Source organism: Streptomyces sp. AC555_RSS877, assembly GCF_019049245.1.
In the GTDB taxonomy this organism is placed as follows: domain Bacteria; phylum Actinomycetota; class Actinomycetes; order Streptomycetales; family Streptomycetaceae; genus Streptomyces.
In genome coordinates, this window is sequence record NZ_JAGMUK010000032.1 from 76405 (window position 1) to 97493 (window position 21089).

17 protein-coding genes and 1 pseudogene are annotated in these 21089 nt (G+C 69.5%); 10 read left to right on the forward strand and 8 right to left on the reverse strand.

The window, feature by feature from the left end:
- The first annotated feature begins 277 nt into the window (after positions 1-277).
- Both KUM49_RS15280 and KUM49_RS15285 read left to right on the forward strand, forming a co-directional pair.
- The gene (locus KUM49_RS15280) at positions 278-1813 is read left to right on the forward strand and encodes an RNA polymerase sigma factor (RefSeq protein ID WP_217237382.1); all 1536 of its coding nucleotides are present in this window, start codon (positions 278-280) and stop codon (positions 1811-1813) included.
- Between the two features lie 121 nt (positions 1814-1934).
- Positions 1935-2792 (forward strand): serine protease, encoded by an 858-nt coding sequence (locus tag KUM49_RS15285; RefSeq protein ID WP_217237383.1) that lies wholly within the window; start codon positions 1935-1937, stop codon positions 2790-2792.
- A 110-nt stretch (positions 2793-2902) separates the two neighbouring features.
- On the opposite strand, the gene KUM49_RS15290 is transcribed toward KUM49_RS15285, so the two are convergent.
- Positions 2903-3133 carry a hypothetical protein gene (locus KUM49_RS15290; protein ID WP_217237384.1) on the reverse strand — a complete coding sequence of 77 codons (231 nt, stop codon included), beginning with the start codon at positions 3131-3133 and terminating at the stop codon, positions 2903-2905.
- Positions 3134-3574: 441 nt separating this feature from the next.
- On the opposite strand from KUM49_RS15290, the gene KUM49_RS15295 reads away from it, so the two are divergent.
- The 6 genes from KUM49_RS15295 (at position 3575) to KUM49_RS15320 (ending at position 10980) form a co-directional block, all read left to right on the forward strand.
- Entirely contained in the window at positions 3575-5695 is a 2121-nt protein-coding gene (locus KUM49_RS15295) for a type IIA DNA topoisomerase subunit B (RefSeq protein WP_217237385.1), read from the forward strand.
- A gap of 713 nt (positions 5696-6408) precedes the next feature.
- On the forward strand, positions 6409-6933 hold the full coding sequence (locus KUM49_RS15300) for a DUF1453 domain-containing protein (RefSeq protein WP_217237386.1): 525 nt from the start codon (positions 6409-6411) through the stop codon (positions 6931-6933).
- The gene (locus tag KUM49_RS15305; protein ID WP_217237387.1) at positions 6930-8081 is read left to right on the forward strand and encodes a histidine kinase; all 1152 of its coding nucleotides are present in this window, start codon (positions 6930-6932) and stop codon (positions 8079-8081) included. Before KUM49_RS15300 ends, KUM49_RS15305 begins: the two co-directional genes overlap by 4 nt.
- The gene (locus KUM49_RS15310; RefSeq protein WP_217237388.1) at positions 8078-8761 is read left to right on the forward strand and encodes a response regulator transcription factor; all 684 of its coding nucleotides are present in this window, start codon (positions 8078-8080) and stop codon (positions 8759-8761) included. The genes KUM49_RS15305 and KUM49_RS15310 overlap by 4 nt, the downstream gene beginning before the upstream one ends.
- 69 nt (positions 8762-8830) lie before the next feature.
- Positions 8831-9391 (forward strand): DUF485 domain-containing protein, encoded by a 561-nt coding sequence (locus KUM49_RS15315; RefSeq protein WP_217237389.1) that lies wholly within the window; start codon positions 8831-8833, stop codon positions 9389-9391.
- Entirely contained in the window at positions 9388-10980 is a 1593-nt protein-coding gene (locus tag KUM49_RS15320) for a cation acetate symporter (protein ID WP_217237390.1), read from the forward strand. The genes KUM49_RS15315 and KUM49_RS15320 overlap by 4 nt, the downstream gene beginning before the upstream one ends.
- 168 nt (positions 10981-11148) lie before the next feature.
- On the opposite strand, the gene KUM49_RS15325 is transcribed toward KUM49_RS15320, so the two are convergent.
- From KUM49_RS15325 to KUM49_RS15340, 4 genes are all read right to left on the reverse strand, one after another.
- Positions 11149-11829, reverse strand: a complete 681-nt coding sequence (locus KUM49_RS15325; RefSeq protein WP_217237391.1) for a response regulator — start codon at positions 11827-11829, stop codon at positions 11149-11151.
- Complete coding sequence (locus KUM49_RS15330; RefSeq protein WP_217237392.1) at positions 11826-13496, reverse strand: sensor histidine kinase; 1671 nt, start codon at positions 13494-13496, stop codon at positions 11826-11828. The genes KUM49_RS15325 and KUM49_RS15330 overlap by 4 nt, the downstream gene beginning before the upstream one ends.
- A 130-nt stretch (positions 13497-13626) precedes the next feature.
- The gene (locus KUM49_RS15335; protein ID WP_217237393.1) at positions 13627-14571 is read right to left on the reverse strand and encodes a sucrase ferredoxin; all 945 of its coding nucleotides are present in this window, start codon (positions 14569-14571) and stop codon (positions 13627-13629) included.
- Between the two features lie 53 nt (positions 14572-14624).
- The gene (locus KUM49_RS15340; RefSeq protein WP_217237394.1) at positions 14625-15881 is read right to left on the reverse strand and encodes a citrate synthase; all 1257 of its coding nucleotides are present in this window, start codon (positions 15879-15881) and stop codon (positions 14625-14627) included.
- A 123-nt stretch (positions 15882-16004) separates the two neighbouring features.
- Between KUM49_RS15340 and KUM49_RS15345 the strand changes: the two genes are divergently transcribed.
- The gene (locus KUM49_RS15345) at positions 16005-17168 is read left to right on the forward strand and encodes a citrate synthase/methylcitrate synthase (RefSeq protein ID WP_217237395.1); all 1164 of its coding nucleotides are present in this window, start codon (positions 16005-16007) and stop codon (positions 17166-17168) included.
- Positions 17169-17179: 11 nt separating this feature from the next.
- On the opposite strand, the gene KUM49_RS15350 is transcribed toward KUM49_RS15345, so the two are convergent.
- The gene (locus tag KUM49_RS15350) at positions 17180-17707 is read right to left on the reverse strand and encodes a DUF6082 family protein (RefSeq protein WP_217237396.1); all 528 of its coding nucleotides are present in this window, start codon (positions 17705-17707) and stop codon (positions 17180-17182) included.
- 700 nt (positions 17708-18407) lie between these two features.
- On the reverse strand, positions 18408-18647 hold the full coding sequence (locus KUM49_RS15355; RefSeq protein ID WP_217237397.1) for a hypothetical protein: 240 nt from the start codon (positions 18645-18647) through the stop codon (positions 18408-18410).
- Positions 18648-19071: 424 nt separating this feature from the next.
- Between KUM49_RS15355 and KUM49_RS15360 the strand changes: the two genes are divergently transcribed.
- Positions 19072-19809: a dienelactone hydrolase family protein gene (locus KUM49_RS15360; protein ID WP_217237398.1), complete on the forward strand. Its 738-nt coding sequence runs from the start codon at positions 19072-19074 to the stop codon at positions 19807-19809.
- A gap of 61 nt (positions 19810-19870) precedes the next feature.
- Here KUM49_RS15360 and KUM49_RS15365 read toward each other — a convergent pair.
- A pseudogene (locus tag KUM49_RS15365) lies at positions 19871-20524 on the reverse strand (helix-turn-helix domain-containing protein); the annotation flags it as partial.
- Positions 20525-21089: the final 565 nt, after the last annotated feature.

Here is a 21089-nt window from a genome sequence, read left to right on the forward strand (position 1 = left end):
AGGCCGAGACTGCGCCTGACCTCCTCTGTCCGTGTCTGACCGTTTTTGATTGCTTACGGGGTGTGACTCGGGCCACGCAGATTGGGCGTAACGCTCGGGGAGACAGCGCGATGACCTAAGAGGTGACAGCCGCGGAGGGAATACGGACGCCGTTCAAGGCGCTGTGCATCTCCCCGGCCCCCGCCCGCGCCGTCGGCCCATCCCCAAGGCCGGTGGTCGGCTCCTGTCCGCATGGACGGGGCCGGAAGCCGTTTTCCAACGTTCCGAGAGGTTGTTCGTGTCGGCCAGCACATCCCGTACGCTCCCGCCGGAGATCGCCGAGTCCGTCTCTGTCATGGCGCTCATTGAGCGGGGAAAGGCTGAGGGGCAGATCGCCGGCGATGACGTGCGTCGGGCCTTCGAAGCTGACCAGATTCCGGCCACTCAGTGGAAGAACGTACTGCGCAGCCTCAACCAGATCCTCGAGGAAGAGGGTGTGACGCTGATGGTCAGTGCCGCGGAGCCCAAGCGCACCCGAAAGAGCGTCGCAGCGAAGAGTCCGGCCAAGCGCACCGCCACCAAGACGGTTGCGGCGAAGACGGTGACCGCCAAGAAGGCCACCGCCACCGCCACGCCGGCGGCACCCGCCGCCGAGCCTGCCGTCGAGGACGAGGCGACCGCTAAGAAGGCCGCTGCCAAGAAGACGACGACCGCCAAGAAGGCGGCCGCGAAGAAGACCGTGGCCAAGAAGGCGACGGCCAAGAAGACGACCGCCGGCAAGGATGACGCCGAGGCCGTCGAGGACGAGGCCGTCGAGGAAGTCAAGCCCGGTGAAGAGGAAGAGGAGGGGGCCGAGAACAAGGGCTTCGTCCTCTCCGACGACGACGAGGACGACGCGCCTGCCCAGCAGGTCGCCGTGGCCGGTGCCACCGCCGACCCCGTCAAGGACTACCTCAAGCAGATCGGCAAGGTCCCGCTGCTCAACGCCGAGCAGGAGGTCGAGCTCGCCAAGCGCATCGAGGCCGGTCTTTTCGCCGAGGACAAGCTGGCCAACGCCGACAAGCTCGCCCCGAAGCTGAAGCGCGAGCTCGAGATCATCGCCGAGGATGGCCGCCGCGCCAAGAACCACCTCCTGGAGGCCAACCTCCGTCTGGTGGTCTCCCTGGCCAAGCGCTACACCGGTCGCGGCATGCTCTTCCTGGACCTCATCCAGGAGGGCAACCTCGGTCTCATCCGCGCGGTGGAGAAGTTCGACTACACCAAGGGCTACAAGTTCTCCACGTACGCCACCTGGTGGATCCGTCAGGCGATCACCCGCGCGATGGCCGACCAGGCCCGCACCATCCGTATCCCGGTGCACATGGTCGAGGTCATCAACAAGCTCGCGCGCGTGCAGCGCCAGATGCTCCAGGACCTGGGCCGTGAGCCCACCCCGGAGGAGCTGGCCAAGGAGCTCGACATGACCCCGGAGAAGGTCATCGAGGTCCAGAAGTACGGCCGTGAGCCGATCTCCCTCCACACCCCCCTGGGTGAGGACGGCGACAGCGAGTTCGGTGACCTCATCGAGGACTCCGAGGCCGTGGTTCCGGCCGACGCGGTCAGCTTCACGCTCCTCCAGGAGCAGCTGCACTCCGTCCTGGACACGCTGTCCGAGCGCGAGGCGGGCGTCGTCTCCATGCGTTTCGGTCTCACCGACGGTCAGCCGAAGACCCTCGACGAGATCGGCAAGGTGTACGGCGTCACGCGCGAGCGCATCCGCCAGATCGAGTCCAAGACCATGTCGAAGCTGCGCCACCCGTCGCGGTCCCAGGTGCTGCGCGACTACCTCGACTAGGTCGCGTTCGTTCGACATGGAAGGCCCGGCTCCTTGAAGGGAGCCGGGCCTTCGTGCTGCGGGCCGCGATGCTCTGCATGACTCTGGGTGTCCGATCAACACCCCGGAGTAAGGAGCAGGCATGCGGTCTCGCATTGCTCGGGCGCTGGCCCGGCCGCTGGTTCTGGCGGCCGCCGCGGCGGCCATACCACTGGTGTCGGCCGTCCCTGTGGCCGCCGACAACATCGTCGTGGGCGGTTTCCCGGTCGATGTCTCGGAGAGTCCCTGGACGGTGGCTCTGTCCAGTCGTGACCGGTTCGGAGGTACGAGGGCGGGGCAGTTCTGCGGCGGTGTGGCAGTCGGCCGGACCACTGTGCTGACCGCGGCCCACTGTCTGGGGGAGGACGTCCTCGGCGACCCACCGGACCGCGTCCGCGACCTCAAGGTGATCGCAGGCCGCACGGACCTCCTCTCGGACCAGGGCCAGGAGATCCACGTCCGGGACACCTGGGTGAATCCGGACTACGACGAAGGAAGCAACGCGGGGGATTTCGCCGTGCTCAGTCTCACCGAGCCGCTACCGCAGGGCTCGGTGATCGGCATGGCGGCTGCCGGTGATCCGGGATACCTACCGGGGGCGAGCGCCACGGTCTACGGGTGGGGCGATGCCACTGGTGCGGGGGGATACGTGCAGAGCCTGCGCGCGGCACGCCTGCGCGTGCTGCCCGACGCTCTGTGCGAGCGGGCGTATCCGGGCAGCGCCGACGGTACGTACCTCGTCGGCACCATGCTGTGTGCGGGGGAGGAGGAGGGCGGCCGGGACGCCTGCCAGGGGGACAGCGGAGGACCGCTGGTCGCCCGCGGGGAGCTGATCGGGCTCGTGTCCTGGGGGAGTGGCTGCGGCCGTGCGGGCAGCCCTGGTGTCTACACGCGCGTGTCCGACGTCGTGCGGACGCTGGTCGGGGGCGGCGGGTCGGACATGCCGCGTACGGGCGCCTGACGGCGACTGAGGGGCTCGATGGGCACGAGCAAGGGCGGCTACCCCTGGGAGCAGGGGCGGCCGCCCTTGGCCGGCCTGTGCCGGTGCTGGCTCGTCGTGGAACGCGAGTGTCAGCGCTCTTCTTCGGAGGCGGATGCAGGAATGGCCGTGAGCCGCTCCGTCTCGTCCTGTATCTCAGCGGCGATCTTCTTGAGTTCCGGCTCGAACTTGCGACCGTGGTGGGCGCAGAAGAGCAGTTCTCCGCCGCTGAGCAGGACGACGCGTACGTACGCCTGGGCGCCGCAGCGGTCGCAGCGGTCAGCGGCCGTCAGCGGGCTCGCGGGGGTCAGAACAGTAGTCACGTCGCCTCTTCTCTAGCTCGACGAGCTGTCGTACCAGGGTCAACATCCAACCAGCCCTAAAACGTTCCCGCTCGGGGCTTTTCCTCGAAAAATCTCTCCGAGGCTGCTGTCTGCTGCCGGTTGGCGGCGAATGTGCCGTATTGCGTGTCTTCGTTGCTTACGGGTTCGCGCTGTCGGTCGGGGGGTCGGTCCTCCCGGCTGGGTTGCCGGTTGTTCATGAGGACGTGCCCGGAGCCTAAATGGTTCATGCCCCGAAGGGAACGTGATATGTACTTCACTCAATCGAGGGATCGAACACGCATGCGACCGTGGACTAGGGTGAGTTTAAGAGAGGGTGGCGTTACATCGGCTCTACCAGGCCTCGGTACCCTCTGAGCGGCTACCGAAGCCGCGCCCTTACCCAGAAGGGCCCCACCTGAAATTCAGCGAGGAGCGAACCGCGTGACCGCCGAAACGTCCGTGCCGTCCACAGCTCTGCTGGCAGGAGCAGACCGGGACGGTTCCAACTACACCGCGCGGCACCTGCTCGTCCTTGAGGGGCTCGAGGCAGTGCGCAAGCGCCCGGGCATGTATATCGGCTCGACCGATAGCCGTGGACTGATGCACTGCCTGTGGGAGATCATCGACAATTCCGTCGACGAGGCCCTAGGGGGGTACTGCGACCACATCGACGTGATCCTCCACGACGACGGCTCTGTGGAGGTTCGCGACAACGGCCGGGGCATCCCGGTCGACGTGGAGCCCAAGACCGGCCTCTCCGGTGTCGAGGTCGTCATGACCAAGCTGCATGCCGGCGGCAAGTTCGGCGGCGGCTCGTACGCCGCGTCCGGCGGTCTGCACGGCGTGGGTGCCTCCGTGGTGAACGCCCTGTCCGCGCGGCTGGACGTCGAGGTGGACCGCAGCGGCTACACCCACGCCATCAGCTTCCGGCGCGGTGTCCCCGGAGCCTTCGCCACCATGGGCCCCGACGCCAAGTTCGAACCGGGAGGCCTGCGCAAGGGCAAGAAGATCGCCAGGAACCGCACCGGTACCCGCGTGCGCTACTGGGCCGACCGCCAGATCTTCCTCAAGGACGCCAAGCTCTCCCTGGAGAACCTGCACCAGCGCGCACGTCAGACCGCCTTCCTGGTCCCCGGCCTGACCATCGTCGTCCGTGACGAGTACGGCCTGGGCGAGGGCGGCAGCAAGGGCGAGGAGTCCTTCCGCTTCGACGGCGGGATCAGCGAGTTCTGCGAATACCTGGCCACCGACAAGCCGGTCTGCGACGTCCTCCGCTTCTCTGGTCAGGGAATCTTCAAGGAGACCGTCCCGGTCCTGGACGACCATGGCCAGATGACGCCCACCGAGGTCACCCGTGAGCTCGGCGTGGACGTCGCGCTGCGCTGGGGGACGGGCTACGACACCACCGTGAAGTCGTTCGTCAACATCATCGCCACGCCCAAGGGCGGCACCCACATCGCGGGCTTCGAGCAGGCCGTCGTCAAGACGATGAACGAAGTGCTCCGCACCAAGAAGCTGCTGCGCGTAGCCGAGGACGACGTCGTCAAGGACGACGCCCTCGAAGGACTCACCGCGGTCGTCACGGTCCGCCTCGCCGAGCCTCAGTTCGAGGGGCAGACCAAGGAGGTCCTCGGTACCTCGGCGGCCCGTCGCATCGTGAACACCGTGATCTCCAAGGAGCTCAAGGCGTTCCTCACCTCCACGAAGCGGGACGCCGCGGCCCAGGCCCGGGTCGTCATGGAGAAGGCCGTCGCCGCCGCCCGTACGAGGATCGCCGCACGTCAGCACAAGGACGCACAGCGCCGGAAGACGGCTCTGGAGTCCTCGTCGCTGCCCGCCAAGCTCGCCGACTGCCGCAGTGACGACGTCGAGCGCAGCGAGCTCTTCATCGTCGAGGGAGACTCCGCGCTCGGCACCGCCAAGCTCGCGCGGAACTCCGAGTTCCAGGCGCTGCTGCCGATCCGCGGAAAGATCCTCAACGTCCAGAAGTCGTCCGTCACTGACATGCTCAAGAACGCCGAGTGTGGCGCGATCATCCAGGTCATAGGAGCGGGTTCGGGTCGCACGTTCGACATCGACGCGGCCCGCTACGGCAAGATCATCATGATGACCGACGCCGATGTGGACGGCTCCCACATCCGGACCCTTCTGCTGACGCTGTTCCACCGCTACATGCGTCCCATGGTCGAGGCGGGCCGGGTGTTCGCCGCGGTGCCGCCATTGCACCGAGTCGAGCTGATCCAGCCGAAGAAGGGCCAGGACAAGTACGTCTACACGTACTCGGACCGTGAGCTGCGGGACAAGCTCCTGGAGTTCCAGAGCAAGGGGGTCCGATACAAGGACTCCATCCAGCGGTACAAGGGCCTCGGCGAGATGGACGCCGACCAGCTGGCCGAGACGACCATGGACCCACGTCACCGCACCCTGCGCCGGATCAACCTCTCCGACCTGGACGCTGCCGAGCAGGTCTTCGACCTGCTGATGGGCAACGACGTGGCACCTCGTAAGGAGTTCATCTCCAGCTCGGCCGCGACGCTGGACCGGTCGCGCATCGACGCATAGCCGCTGCGCTGCACCCGGACCGGTGGGAATGGGACTGGTCCCGGGCGCCGCTTCAAGCGCTGGCTCCGCCCCGAGGTCGAGGCGTGGGTGGGTGCGGGTGGGCCGGGGCGGTGAGGTGGCGGGTCAACTGGGTGCGGCTCTGCGCGTCGAGTGTGCGGTGGGCCGGAGGCTGACGCGCGGGGCCCGAGTCGGCTTTGCACCGAGGTGGAGTCTGTGGCTCTGGCTCGGCTGGGGCGATGCCGCCCGCCTGGATGTCGACTGGGACCGGCGCAGAAAAGTCGGGCCGAGGGCAACACATGCCGACCGGGTCGGCGTCAGTGAGGCATACGGCCCGTGCCATACGCGTGCATCGAGGCCGGCGAGTCGGGGCGGGCAAGTGCCGGGGCGAGGCTGAGCGCCCGTCTCGGTTAGCGGGCGTATACGCCGACGGTCTCTGCTGTAGGGGCAGGTGGTGGAAGTCCGCGTGCGCGGCTGTATGGGCCGCGCCGGCCCGCATCACGTGAGTCTGGCGGGTGCGCGGGTGCGCGGGTGCGCGGGTGTGACGTCGGTGCGTGCGTTGGAGGCGTCTCCACCCTTGGGTGGAGGTTGACACTTGTCGGGTATCCACCCGAGATCCACCCCCGCTCCGATCTGCCGACCTGCGGCTTTGCGTAGCGTCGAAGGCGTCGGCAGCGCTCGCTGTCGGCCGTGCCCTTCTCGCTACGGAGGCTCAGATGCCCGGGCTCGTCGACGCGTTGGTGATCGTGGCCGTGGTTGTCCTGGTGGTCGTCCGGCAGTTCCGCGCCAGTCGGATCGGCACCGACAGACGCTGGTGGCTCGTGCCCGCGGTACTGGCCGTCATGGCGCTCCGCGACCCGCACATGGTGGACGCCCGCCATCACGCGGCATCGATCGCCCTGCTCGCCGCCGAGTTGGTCACCGGCCTCGCAATCGGAGCCGGCTGGGCCTGGATCACCCGAATATGGGCGGAGCCGGACGGCGCGGTGTGGTGCAGGAGCACCAAGGCAAGCGGAGCGGTCTGGGGCGTCGGCGTCGGACTGCGGGTCGGCCTCTTCGCTCTCGGCGCGACGCTCGGCATCCACCAGGACTCCTCCGCCCTGCTGCTCGCCCTGGCGGCCACCCTTCTTGTCCGCTCCGGGATTCTCGCCTGGCGGGCCCACTGCCTGCACCCGGCCGCCGTGTCCGCCACGGCGTACGGTGACCGCATGTCTCCGCCCGCGTGGAAGGAACGTGTGTGACGGAAAACGCCTGGACACGCTGGCCTTCCCGAGAGGCACTCGAGCGCGGAGAGACCGCGGCTCCTCGGCGCCTGCTCGGATGGGTGGTGCGGGCCTTGGTACTGGGCATGCTCCTGTGGGGCATCTTCACAAGCAGCCAGGTGCACGGGTGGGGGGCGCTCGGAGCCGCGGTGGCCGTGCTGCTGGCCGCGTTCGTCGCCTGGGCCCTCTATCGCACCACCCTCGCGCACCGACTCTGGCCGTCTCTGGCCCTCACGACCCTGCTCCTGGGGATCGCGGTGGTGGCCCAGTGCGCAGACTTCAGGGTTCCCGCCCTGGTCCTGTGGTGCGGGTGTGCCGTCACCGCCCTGGAGCGACTGCCCCTCGCGGCGGCGCTGCCGGTCACCGCGGTCGCTCTCACGTCGTACGCCGCGGTCAACGACGACGCCTGGCTGACGACCGCGGTGACGGCAGCTGGGCTCGCCCTCGCTGGATACGTCTTGCGGCTGGATGCCGAGGCGCGCGGCAGTGCGCAGCGGCTGCTCGTCCAGGAGCGCGCCGCGCGGGTGGCGGAGGCGGAGTCTGCGGCACTCGCGGAGCGGGCGCGTATTGCACGAGAGATCCACGACGTGCTGGCCCACAGTCTCTCGGCGCAGCTGGTGCATCTGGAGGCGGCCCGACTGCTGATCGAGGGAGGGGCCGACCGGGAGCAGATCCTTGAGCGGGTGGTGGCGGCACGGGGAATGGCCCGCGACGGACTTACCGAGACAAGGCAGGCACTGTCGGCGCTGCGCGGCGAACTGACCCCGCTGGAGGAGTTCCTGACTCAGATCGTAGGCACGGCCGACGGTTCCGAGGCCACCATTTCGGGTGAGCGCAGACCTCTGCCGGCCGAGGCGTCACAGGCCGTGCGCAGGGTCGCGCAGGAGGCCCTGACCAACGTCCGCAAGCATGCGCCCGGGGCGAAGGTGCAGGTGAGACTCGAGTACGGCGAGCACCAAGTCACGCTGGTGGTGCGGGACTCGGGCGGTTCGCCGGGCGAACTCGCCGGGACCGGTGCCGGGTACGGTCTGCTGGGCATGCGGGAGCGTGCCGAGCTGCTGGGCGGTTCTCTGGACACGGGGCCGGACAAGGAGGGGTTCGTGGTGACGTTGCAGGTGCCGGTATGACGGAGGGGGCGGGGGAGAAGGACGCGCGGGTCGTGGTCGTGGACGACCAGACCGTGGTCCGTGAGGGCATCGTGATGTTGCTGGGACTGCTGCCCGGCATCGAGGTCGTGGGAGCCGCGGGGGACGGGGACGAGGCGGTGAGGCTCGTGGCCGAACTCCGCCCGGACGTGGTGCTGATGGATCTGCGCATGCCCCGCTGCGACGGGGTGGAGGCGACCCGTCGTATTCGGGCGGAGCATCCGGGGACGCAGGTTGTGGTGCTCACGACGTACGCGGACGACGAGTCGCTGTTCCCGGCGCTGAGAGCGGGGGCGCGCGGCTACCTGACCAAGGACGCGGGGGGTGACGAGATCGTGCGGGCCGTTCGGAGCGTGCTGTCAGGGGACGCGGGGCTGTCGCCGAGCATCCAACGGCGGCTGCTGGAGCGGCTGTCCGAACCCGAGCGGGCGTCGGCGGTGCCGACCGAGGTGCCGGACGGGCTCACCATGCGGGAGACCGAGGTGCTGGTGCTGATCGCCGAGGGTCTCAGCAATCAGGACATCGCCCGTCGGTTGCACGTCTCCACGGCGACGGTGAAGACCCACATCAACAACCTCTTCGCCAAGACAGGGCTGAAGGACCGAGCGCAGGCGGTGCGTTACGCGTACGGGAAGGGGCTTGTACGGCCACCGACGGGGTGAGTCACCTAATGGGGTGAAGAGCGCAGGGAAAAAGAGTCGGGGATCTTCCCGTTCTGTCCATCCTTGGGCATGCAGTCAAGCAACGGTCGCCCCCGCGGAGGCGGCGGTGGTGCCGAGAGTTCGGTCGACAACCATGACGGTCATGATTCGGCGCTCGCCGAGGGGCCCGGACAGGTGAGGTACGACGACCCCTGGTACGACGCACTGGCCTCCGGCTGGGGCGAGTCGGGTGGGGCCGAAGCGCCCGTGTCCGCGGTGTCTTCGGTGTCGCTGGAACACGAGGCCCCGGCTGTCGCGGCGGCCGAGGTGTACCTGGAGGTCCAGCGCAGCGCGGCCTTCCAGGAGGTGCGCAGCCGGTACCGGAGGTTCGTCGTGCCGGGGGTCGCCGTGTTCTTCGCCTGGTACGTCGCCTATGTGGTGACCGCGACGACGGCGCCCGGGTTGATGGCACGCCCCGTGACGGGCGCTGTGAACGTGGCGATGCTGGCGGGGCTGGGACAGTTCCTCACCACCTTCCTGTTCACCTGGGCGTACGCGCGGCACGCGCGGCTGCGCCGGGACCGGGCCGCGCTCGAACTGCGGTGGGACACCCAGGAACTGACGCGCGGCCTCCGAGGAGGTGTGTCGTGACGGGGGACCATCAGGCGCTGGCGTTGCTTCTGTTCAGTGCGTTCGTCGCCGTGACACTGGGGATCACGACGTGGGTGAGTCGTCACCGGCACGGTTCGGCGGAGGAGTTCTACGCGGGTGGCCGGCTGTTCTCACCGATGGAGAATGGTTTTGCCATCGCGGGTGACTACATGTCGGCCGCGTCCTTCCTCGGCATCTCCGGCCTCATCGCCCTCTACGGCTACGACGGGCTGCTGTACTCGGTGGGCTTCCTGGTGGCCTGGCTCGTGGTGCTGTTCCTCGTCGCGGAACTCGTGCGCAACTGCGGGCGCTTCACGCTTGCCGACGTGGTTGCGGCGCGGATGACCGAGCGTCCCGTGCGGATCGCGGCGGGAACCTCCTCGGTCACCGTGTCCGTTCTGTATCTGGTGGCGCAGATGGTGGGAGCGGGCAGTCTGGTCGCGCTGCTGCTCGGGGGTACCAGCGGGGCGGCGCAGACCTGGACGGTCATCGGGGTCGGCGCGCTCATGGTGATCTACGTGTCGTTCGGAGGGATGCGGGCCACCACCTGGATCCAAATCGTGAAGGCGGTCCTGCTGCTCGGCGGCACCGTCACGCTCACTGTGCTCGTCCTGGTGCGGTTTCACGGCGACTTCGACCGGCTTCTGCTCACGGCGGCGGAGCGCAGCGGTCACGGGGCATCGTTCCTGGCCCCCGGCCTGAAGTACGGCGGGGACTGGACGGCCCGCCTCGACTTCATCAGCCTGGGACTCGCGCTGGTGCTGGGCACGGCAGGGCTGCCGCACATCCTGTCCCGCTTCTACACCGTGCCCACCGCGCGGGCCGCCCGGCGTTCGGTCGTGTGGTCGATCGGGCTCATCGGCGGCTTCTACCTGATGACGATCGTCCTCGGATTCGGTGCGGCGGCGATCGTGGGGCCGGAGGCGGTACGGGGATCGAACGCGGCCGGGAACACGGCGGTCCCGCTGCTGGCACTCGACCTGGGCGGCGGCGCGGACTCCACGGGCGGAACGGTTCTGTTCGCGATCGTCGCCGCCGTCGCGTTCGCCACGATCCTCGCCGTGGTCGCCGGCATCACGCTGGCCTCCTCCGCGTCCGTCGCCCATGACCTGTACGCCTCGCTGCGTCGCCGGAAGTCCAAGCCGCGCAGCGAAGTGGCCGTCGCCCGCGCCGCCGCCGTCGGCATCGGGGTGATCGCGATCGCCCTCGGCCTGCTGGCACGCGACCTGAATGTGGCGTTCCTCGTGGGCCTCGCCTTCGCCGTCGCCGCGTCCGCCAATCTGCCGGTGCTGCTCTACTCGCTGTTCTGGCGCGGCTTCACCACTCGCGGAGCCGTGTGGGCCGTCTACGGCGGGCTGATCCCGGCCGTCGTGCTCGTGCTGCTGTCGCCAGTGGTGTCCGGCAGCCCCGAATCACTGTTCCCCGGCGTCGATTTCCAGTACTTCCCGCTGCAGAACCCCGGCCTCGTCTCGATCCCCCTTGGCTTCGTCGCGGGCTGGTTCGGCACGGTCACCTCCTCGGAACTGCCTGATGAGGCCAAGCACGCGGAGACCGAGGTGCGGTCGCTGACGGGGGCGGGGGCCGTGTAGAGGGCGGCGCGTGCTTCGCCGACCGGTGCGCAGCTCGCCCAGACGGCTCCCAACGGCAAGCGTCACCACCGGCGTAAGGAGTCCTTGGCCCCGGGCTGACATCCCCGCGGCTCGCATCCGTAAGTAACGGCGGGCACGGTGCCTTCCCCCGTTCCCCCGGCCGTGTCCTCAGGCGCGGGTCGCCCACACGTAACGGTGTTCCGGGCGGCCCGCGTCGCCGTACTTGAGGGTGAGTCTGGCCCGTCCCGTGCGCTCCAGGAGCTTCAGATAGCGCTGGGCGGTCTGGCGGCTCACTCCGGTGCGTTCGGCGATCTCCTGGGCGGACAGGGGGCCTTCCGCGTTCATGAGGGAGCGGCGGACCAGTTCCGCGGTGGTGGGTGAGTGGCCCTTGGGCAGTCCGGGCTCCGACGGTGTGGACAGGGCGCCGAAGATGCGGTCCACCTCGGCCTGTTCCGCCTCGCCACCGCCGTCGAGGGTGCGGCGCAGCTGCGCGTACGCCTCCAGTTTGGCCCGCAGGCCCGCGAAGGCGAACGGCTTGACCAGGTACTGCAGCGCGCCCTGCCGCATCGCGGCCTGCACGGTCGAGACGTCCCGCGCCGCCGTCACCATGATCACGTCGCTCTGGTGGCCGCGTCGGCGCATCTCCTGGACGACCGTGAGGCCCGTCTCGTCGGGCAGGTAGTGGTCCAGGAGGATCAGGTCCACGTGGGGCAGCGCCTCCAACTGGTGCAGCGCCTCCGCCGCGCTGTGCGCCTCGCCGGCCACGTGGAAGCCCGGCACTTTCTCCACGTAGGCGGCGTTGACCCGCGCGACCCGGATGTCGTCGTCCACGACCAGGACCTCGATCATCGTGATTCCTCCTCGGTGGCGGACTGCGGGGCTTGCGGCGCGGTGAGGGCCGGTTCCGGATCGGCCAGGGCGTCGGGCAGGACGATCGTGAACTCCGCACCCCCGCCGCTCGCCTCGCCGACAGTGGCGGTGCCGCCTTGGCGCTCGGTGAGCCTGCGCACCAGGGAGAGCCCGATGCCACGGTTGCGGTGGGCCGGCGGCTTCTTGGTGGACCAGCCCTCCGTGAAGACCAGCTCGCGGTTCTCCACCGGGACTCCGGGGCCGGTGTCCCGCACCCTGAGGACGGCGGTACGCCCCTCCACGCGCAATTCGACCTCCACGCGCGCGTGCGGCGTGCCCGCGGCGGCGTCCAGCGCGTTGTCGACCAGGTTGCCGAGGATCGTGACCAGCCCACCGGGGTCGACCAGCCGGTCCGGCAACCGGGTCCGGTCCGAGACCCACAGGGCGACCCCGCGCTCGGCCGCGACGGTCGCCTTGCCCACCAGCAGGGCGGCGAGCAGGGGGTCCTGGATCTTCTCGGTGACCTGTTCGGCGGTGGCACGGTGGTCGCCGACGACCTCGCCGACAAACTCCACGGCGTCGTCGTACATCTCCAGTTCGAGCAGTCCCAGGAGTGTGTGCATGCGGTTGGCATGCTCGTGGTCCTGGGCGCGCAGGGCGTCGATGAGCCCCTGCGTGGAGTCGAGTTCCCGGCCGAGCTGCTCCAGCTCGGTGCGGTCGCGCAGGGTGGCGACGGCGCCGCCGTCGTCGGTGGGCATGCGGTTGGCGACCAGCACGCGCTGGCCGCGCACGGTGAGCAGGTCGGTGCCGGTCACCCGGCCCGCGAGGACGTCGGCCGTACGGCCCGCGCCGAGCGCCTCGTCGGGGGAGCGGCCGACGGACTCCTCCCCGATGCCGAGCAGCCGCTGCGCCTCGTCGTTGATCAGGCGGACGCGGCCGGCGCGGTCCAGGGCGACGACGCCCTCCCGGATGCCGTGCAGCATGGCCTCGCGTTCCGCGAGCAGCCCTGAGATGTCTGAGAAGGCCAGGTCGTGGGTCTGCCGATGGACCCGGCGCGAGATGAGCCAGGCGGCCAGCGCACCGACGGCCAGGGCGCCGCCGGCGTACGCGAACAGGCCAGGGATCGCGTGGATCAGCCGCGCCCGCACGCTGTCGTACGCGATGCCGACCGAGACCGCGCCGACGATGTCGCCGTCGCTGTCGCGCAGCGGCACCTTGCCGCGGGCGGAGCGGCCCAGAGTGCCACTGTCGATCTCCATGACCTCCTTGCCGGCGAGAGCCTGGCCGGGGTCGGTGGAGACGGTCCTGCCGACCTGGTCGGGGGTGGGGTGCGACCAGCGCACGCCCCGCCAGTCCATCACCACGACGTACTCGGCCCTGGTCCTCTCGCGGATCCGCTCCGCCGCCTTCTGGACCGGTCCGTCGGCCGTCGGAGGCGTGTTCTTGACCTCGTCCGCGATCCGCGGCTCGGCGGCGGTGGTCTGGGCGATCGCGAGCGCCCGGCGCATCGCCTGGTCGTCCAGCTGGTCGCTGAGGGGGGCGAGGAACAGGCCGGTCGCGAGCACCGCGACTCCCGCGGCGATCGCCAGCTGCATCAGCAGCACCTGCGAGAACACGCGCCTCGGCAGGCCGAGGCGCAGGCGGCGGGCGGGGGAAGTGCGGCTCATACCCATGAAGGTACGTGGGTGTGCCTCAACTGCCGCAGGGGGTGTGGCGTGGATTACTTGATCAATATGTGAGATGCCTGGACGACGCGTGTTGTCGGAAGGGGACTCGGCCAGGACGACGCGTGCGCCCTCAGCTCGCGTGTGCCGTTGTCCCCGTCAGCTCGTGCACCGCCACCACGTCCATCCGCGCGGGCGAGCCGAGCACCGACGCCCCGCAGCTCTCCGCGCGGGGCGGCAGCGACGCGTCCTGGGCCACGACGACACGCCAGCGGCGTCCGTCGGTGTGCGCGACGGTCACCTCCCAGCGCGGCGCTTCGCCCTCCGTGCGGACGACGGCGAGGGCGTCCGCCGCATCCTCCCCGCCGGCCGTGCGCACGGCCAGCTCGGCCGCTTGGCCGGGCCGCTCCCAGGCCGAGTTCCCGCGGCACCCCGCCACGACGATCCGTCCTTCCTGGACGCTGTGCAGGATCTCCTTGACGGCATGGGCCTCGGCCCGGCCGTAGGCGTATCCGTACGGCAGGACGAGGAGCGTCGGCGAGAAGCGGTGACCACCCAGATGGGTGACCTCCCAGGCGCCCTTGAGGCCGGACGCGGCCAGCTCGGCGGCGAGCGGGCGGCCCAGGAGCGCGCAGCAGCGGTCACGCTTGCCGTTGGTGCAGACGAGTGCAAGCGGATCGCCGGTGTGGGGCCGCCCGTCGAGCGCCGCGTCGAAGGAGCTGTGGTCGCCCCTGCCGAGCGCGGCGAAGTCGAGGTCGAGCAGCCGGCGCGGATCGCAGGTCGTGGCGGAGCGCAGCCACGCGTTCCCGGGCAGGGTGTGCGCGGCATACACGTGACGCGCGGTGGGGGTGCCGCTGTCGGCGTGGCGTCCAGGGCGGCGGATCAGTGCGACGCGTACGTCCGTACCGTTGGTGGCCGCCTCCAGGGCGCGGCCCAGCGCGGGGTCCAGGTGGCTCGAAGTGAGCGCCCTGGCACCCCAGGGGCCGGGCTGCTCCAGAAGCAGCCAGGTCCTCGCTGTCGCCGCGGTCCCGGAGATGGGCTCGTCGAGCTCCTGGGAGACGGTTGAGCACGTACTCACAGAGGTGAGCCTAACCTGACTTGAGGCAGGCGACTTCCGGGCGGGCGGGTGTCCTACTCCGGGAGGGGCTGCGGCGGCCTCGGACCGACGTAGTGGCCGCTCGGGCGCATGCGCAGGGGGCGTTCCCCGTACTCCTCCAGGGCGTGGGCGATCCAGCCCGCCGTACGGGCCACCGCGAAGATCGTCTCGCCCGCCGTGGCGGGCATGCCCGAGGAGGCGGTGAGAACGGCGAGCGCCAGGTCGATGTTGGCGTGAAGGGGAGCGTGACGCGCGGTGGTGGCCACGATGTCCTGGGCGGCGGCGAGGGCGGACTCGGCCTTGGGGATCTGCTCCAGGAGGGCGAACAGGGCACGCGCGCGTGGGTCCTCGCCCGGGTAGAGACGATGGCCGAGCCCCGGGATGCTTCGGCCGGCCCGCAGTTCGTCCGCGATCACGGGGGCCGCGCTGCCCTGGTCGAGCACGTCGAGCAGCAGCCGGTGGGCAAGCCCGCTGGCCGCGCCGTGCAGAGGGCCCTCGATCACGCCGAGCCCGGCGGAGACGGCCGCATAGGCGTGCGCGCGGGCCGACGCCGCGACACGCACGGCGAGAGTCGATGCGGCGAGGTCGTGGTCGACGAGCAGCGCGAGCGCGGTGTCGAGGGCGCGCAGACCGGCCTCGTCGGCGTGACGGCCGCTGAGTCGCGTCCACAGGCGGTGGGCGAGCGGGCCGCCGTCGCCCGGGTCGTGCACGATCGGCGGCAGGGCGGCCACCATCGTGGGGATGAGGACGCGCGCGGTGCCGAGCACGGCCTCCTCGGAGAGGTCGAAGCGCAGCGGATCGGCGGTGGAGGCGGCGATCGCCGCGACCCGCAACCGGTCGGTGGGAGCGGCGTGTTCGGGCAGTGCGTCCACGGCACGGCGGGCCACGGCGACGGCGGCCTCGGAAGCCGTGAAGGTGACGCCGGGCCGCATCCGCCCGGTCCACAGCCACTCGGCGACCTCTTCGTAGGAGTGCCGGGCGGCCAGTTCGGTCGCGTCGACGCCCCGGAAGTAGTAGCGATCAGTGTCGATCAACGTGAGGCTTGTCCGTACGGACAGCTCGCCTCCGGAACTCGAACTTCCGCCGCCTTCGCGGCTGTTGCGCCGGGCGAGCGCCGCCACCTCCTTGGCGTCGAAGGTGCTGCCCCGGCCGCCGGGGACGCGACGGCTGGTGAGCTGGCCGCGACTCACGTAGGCGTACACGGTCTCGGGCTTCACGCCCAGCAGCTCGGCGGCCTCCTTGGTGCTCAGCCGCTGTCCGGCGGGGCCTGGGAGGGGTTCTTGATCGCGCATAAGAGATCACCGTATCCGCAGCCGGTCTGTTGATCGCGTGTTGATTTCACTTATATTGATTCAATCAACGTTGACAGGAAATCAGTCAATCATGGACAGTCAAATCAAGTCGAGGGAGGAATCATGTCCGTCAACAGGTCCGCAGGCACTCTGGTCGACGTACCGCGAGGACTCGCGGGCGTCGTGGTCACCGACACCGAGGTGGGGGACGTGCGGGGGCGCGAGGGCTTCTATCACTACCGCCAGTACTCGGCGGTCGAACTCGCGCAGACCCGCAGCTTCGAGGACGTCTGGCATCTGCTGGTCCACGGCGAACTGCCGGAGGCCGAGCGGGGGGCCGCCTTCGCCGCCGAGACCGCCGCACTGCGGCGACTGCCCGACCGGGTGCGGGCTGCACTGCCCGCCATCGCCGCGGCCGGCGCGGGCTCCGGTCCGCTCGCCGGGATGCGCACCGCGCTGTCGCTGCTCGGTGCGGCGAAGGGTTTCCGTCCGGTGTACGACCTCGCTGCGGACCGGCGTCGCCAGGACACCGTTGTCGCGGCGGCGGCCGTACCGACGCTGCTCACCGCGCTGCACCGGATGGGGGCCGGGCTTGATCCCGTGGAGCCCCGTGAGGACCTGTCCTATGCGGCGAACTACCTCTACATGCTGACGGGTTCGGAGCCGGAGCCGGAGTCGGCCCGGGCCGTCGAGCAGTACTTGATTTCAACCATTGATCACGGATTCAATGCGTCAACCTTCACGGCCCGGGTCATCGCGTCGACCGGTGCCGACGTGGCAGCGTGTCTCGTGGGGGCTGTGGGGGCGTTGTCCGGTCCGCTGCACGGAGGTGCGCCCAGTCGTGCGCTGGACACGTTGGACGCGATCGGCACTCCCGACCGCATCGACTCCTGGATTCGCGAACGGGTCCTTGCCGGTGACCGCATCATGGGCTTCGGCCACGCGATCTACCGCACGGAGGACCCGCGTTCCCGGATGCTCCGTGAGGTCGCCCAGCGGTTCGGCGGTCAGCGCGTCGACTTCGCCGTCGAGGTCGAGCGCCACGTCGAGCGGATCCTCGCCGAGCTGAAGCCGGGCCGGGAACTCCACACCAACGTCGAGTTCTACGCGGGTGTGGTCATGGAGCTGTGCGGCCTGCCGCGCGAGATGTTCACGCCGACGTTCGCGGCTGCGCGGGTGGTGGGCTGGAGCGCCAACATCTTGGAACAGGCGGCGGACTCGAAGATCATCAGGCCGGTTGCCCGGTATGTGGGGCCGGGAGCCCCGGTGGCGGTTCCCAGGGGGTGACGGAGCCTCGCTTACGCGGGGGGAGGCGTGCCTCGCTGCCGCCTCTCACGGATCGCCCGTTCGAAGATCCTGAACAGCCGCCCTTCGTCGCTGTCGGGCGGCAGAACGTCCTTGGCACTGCGAGAGGCTTCCCAGTAGCGAGCGAAGGCCGGGCTCTGAAACAGGGTTCCCGCCCGTGCGAGCAACTCCTCCTCTGTGATGCCTCCCCACCTGTAGACCAGCAGGTAGTGACTGAACGTCAGGTTGGCGAAGAGGTTCTGACGGAGCGTCTGCCGGGACACTCCCGGAAAGTCGTTCCAGACTTCGGCCAAGGCGGGATCGTCCATTGCCATCTGCGTCAGTTCGATGTGCAGGGCGCGTAGGTCGGACTCCGCGCTCCGGTGCAATTCGTCACGGGAGGAAGCAAGTTCCTCACGCTGCAGGGCGAGTTCGTGGCGCTGCATCCGTATCTCGCGCTGCTGCAGGAGGAGGGTCGCCACGAGCAGGAGCAGCGCCATCCCCGAGAAGACGGCACTCACCCCGCCGAAATAGTCACCCATGGAGCTGCGCTCCAACGCTGTGCGTCTGTCTCCATTGGCTTCCTCCACGCCACTGACGAGCCAGCCGCTCACCACTATGGACGCGGCACCCACGAGGGCGGTCCCGGCGATCGTGGCGGCACCCCATACACACATCGTGAGCAGTGAGCGCCCTATCTGGCGGTGTGTCGCCATCCATGCCCCCCTCGAGTCCGGCGAATCCTTCCCGAGGCTCAGATGGAGAAACAGTGCCACTGACGGCGGCATGAGGACGGCGCATGCCCGCCCAGGAGTTCCGGGCGGGCATTTTTTCCTCAGTTATCGGGAATGTCGACCTTGGCGGAGGCCAGGGTGCACCGGTCCACGACCACGACGATCTCGGACGGGGCCAGTGCGCGCATTCCTGGGTGCGCCCTTCGGATCTCCGCCGTGCGTTCTGTGCCGATGACTGCGAAGCGGCCGTCACGGAGTTCGAAGATGTCCGGGCAGTGTGCGCCACCGGTGCTCCCCCTCGACTGAGGGGGGACGCCGATGCGTTGCTTTATACGGAGGCGTGTGGCGGGTAGTCGGCAGGCCGACTTGCGCCCGAGACGGATGGGCATCCGGATCCCTTCGTTGCGGAGAAAGGGTGGAGGAGAACCAGTCCGGCGCGTCTGGACATGCGGTTTGGGACGAGCCGTTCGTCAGTCGCGTTGCCGGTGTCGAAGGGACTCCCAGGTGCTCAGGCTTCCGGGATGTCCGCCTTGGCCCGAATGAGCGTCTCCCGGGTGATGACAACGATTCGCTCGTAGTCGGCTCGTGATGCGTCGGGAGGGAGCTCCTCGTCGAGCTTCTGCGTGACGTCCGTGCCGATTACCGCGAAGTTCCCGTCGGCCAATTCGAAGATGTCAGGGCAGTTGCCCCCGCCCGCGCTCCCTCGAGCACTGGGAGGTACACCGATCCGACGGATGATCTGACTCACTGTTGTTTCCCTCTGGTCCACGACTGAAGAACTTGTGCACACGACGGCTGCGGCGTACGAAGGCAGCCTTGTGGGGTGCACTCGTCTTCCGGCGGCGTGAGCGACGCTTGTGGGGTCGCTCTACGCGATCAGGCGTGAGTCAACCTCAGCGGCGTCTGGGACAACTGGTGACTTGACCCGTTCGTTATGGCCCGAGGGTGTGATTCCCGGGATGTGGTGTTGCTAGTGCTCTGACCGCGATGGTTCGCCGGGTTGGCGGTTGGAACGGTTGGAGGGGTGTGACCGAGGTACGCGCCAGAGGGGCAACGAGATGATCTTGAAGCCCTGAGCGCTCGGCCCCCGTATTTCAGAGGACACGCGCACTGTTCTGCCAGCGGGAGAACACCGGCCGGACCGGGCTCGACGATCACTGCAGTCCAGTCTCATGACGACGATTACGACGCGTACGGTCGAGTATCCGGCCGACGGTCTGACGATGATCGGGCACCTCGCGCTCCCGGCCGGTGTCGACCGCCGGCCCGCGGTGCTGCTCGGACCAGAGGGCATGGGGCTCAGCGACGTCGAGCGCCGCCGGGCCGATGCTCTCGCCGAGCTGGGATACGTAGCGCTGGCCTTCGACCTTCACGGCGGGCGCTATTTGAGCGACCCCGAGGAGATGCTGGACCGTTGCCTGCCACTGCTCGCTGATCCCGACCGGATGCGGAGCATCGGCCATGCAGCGCTCGACGTGTTGCGCAGCGAATCGCGGGCCGACCCCGATCGGATCGCCGCCGTCGGCTACGGCACCGGGGGCGCCGTCGGGCTGGAACTCGGGCGCGACAGCGTCAACCTGCGCGCGATCGGGACAGTCAACGCACTGACCACGGGCCGACCGGGCGAGGCGGCGCGTATTCGCTGCCCTGTATGGGCCGGGGTCGGGTCGGAAGACCCGATCATGCCGCCCGCGCAACGGAACGCCTTCACCGCTGAGATGCAGGCCGCAGGCGTCGACTGGCGCCTCGCGGTCTACGGCGGCGCCTTGCACGCCTTCCACCACCCGCCGGTCGACCATCCCACGGTCCCCGGCGTCGGCTACCACCCACGGCACGCGCAGCGAGCCTGGCGCGACGTCGTCGACCTGCTCGCCGAGTGCCTGCCCGTGACGGAAGATCTGCGGGCATGACCCAGGCAAACAGCCTGGCGCCAGGCCTGGTCCGCGTCGGGCACTCACAGTCCCCTCCCCCGCCGTGGGTGCGGCGGTAGGTCGCCGGCAGGCGGTCGGGCTTGCCCTGCTTCGCCCAGCGGGGAGCCCGCGGTGGGCCGGATCCCCAACGGCCCGAACTCGTCGAAGGCGAAAACCCGGTCCGGGAAGCGGTCCAGCACCTGCTCGATGCGGTCGAGCTTCGCGTCGCGGACGGGGTCGGGCTACTCCTTCCAGGTCTTGGTGGCTGGAAGGTGATGCCGCGGCGCAGGAGCAGGCACCGTAAGGTCTCCCGGCCGATGCGGATGACGCGTCCGTGCACGCGGCGCAGGTAGGCGGCGAGTTTGCGGATCGACCAGCGGGTGAAAGGCTGGCCGAGTCTGGTCGGGCGGGTGGTGGCCGTCTTGATGACGAAGTCCTCGTCGTCAGGGCTGAGCAGGCGGGGACGGCCTCCCGCCCATCGAGGGTCCAGACAGGCCAGGCCGATCTCGTTGAACCGGTGGATCACATCGCGCACGGTGTCCTCGTCGGCCTGCACCAGCTGGGCGATCACCGGCACCCGGTTCCCGCCCGCCGAGGCCAGCAGCATCATCGCCCGCCGGAAGCGCACCGAGCTGGTGCTGCCCCGGCGCACGATCTGCTGCAGCTTCTGCCCCTCCTGGTCGGTCAGTCTGCGTACACGGACAGGCTCAGCCACCGCGCCTCCACCGGTCGAATAGACGTCACCGCACATCCGACCGTCACGACCGTCAACCCGGCGAACCTACGCGGTCAGCACTAGCCAGGGGCCTGCGCCGACGCTGAAGCCCGTGAGTAGGGCCACCACCGGACCGGTGAACTGGCAAGAAGCACTCGGCCGTCCCCGCCCAGCCCGCCCCGACCCAGCTGCAGAAGCCTGCCGCCCCGAATCGCCGCCTGCCGACTTTCTGACCGAAGCCTGGAGCAACACCCCGGCCGACCCGTCCACACCACCGAGCCGACCCCGGCCGCAGACCGCGAGGAGCCTCACCCCCGCCGGCCCCCGCAGCAGAGCCCGACGCCGCCACGGCCGACACCACCCCAGTAGCGACGCCGCCGGCGGCCCCGGCGGACGACGACCAGGCGGTGGGGGCTCCGCGAGGCATTTCAAGAAGCACCTGCTTGCGGCGCGACGGTCCGCCAGCGCAGTCGCAACTACCAGCTCGTCAGGTTCGAGGCGGACGAGATCGAATACAGCCGGACCGCCCAGCAGGTACGGCAGGCCCCGGAAGAGGACTACGGCC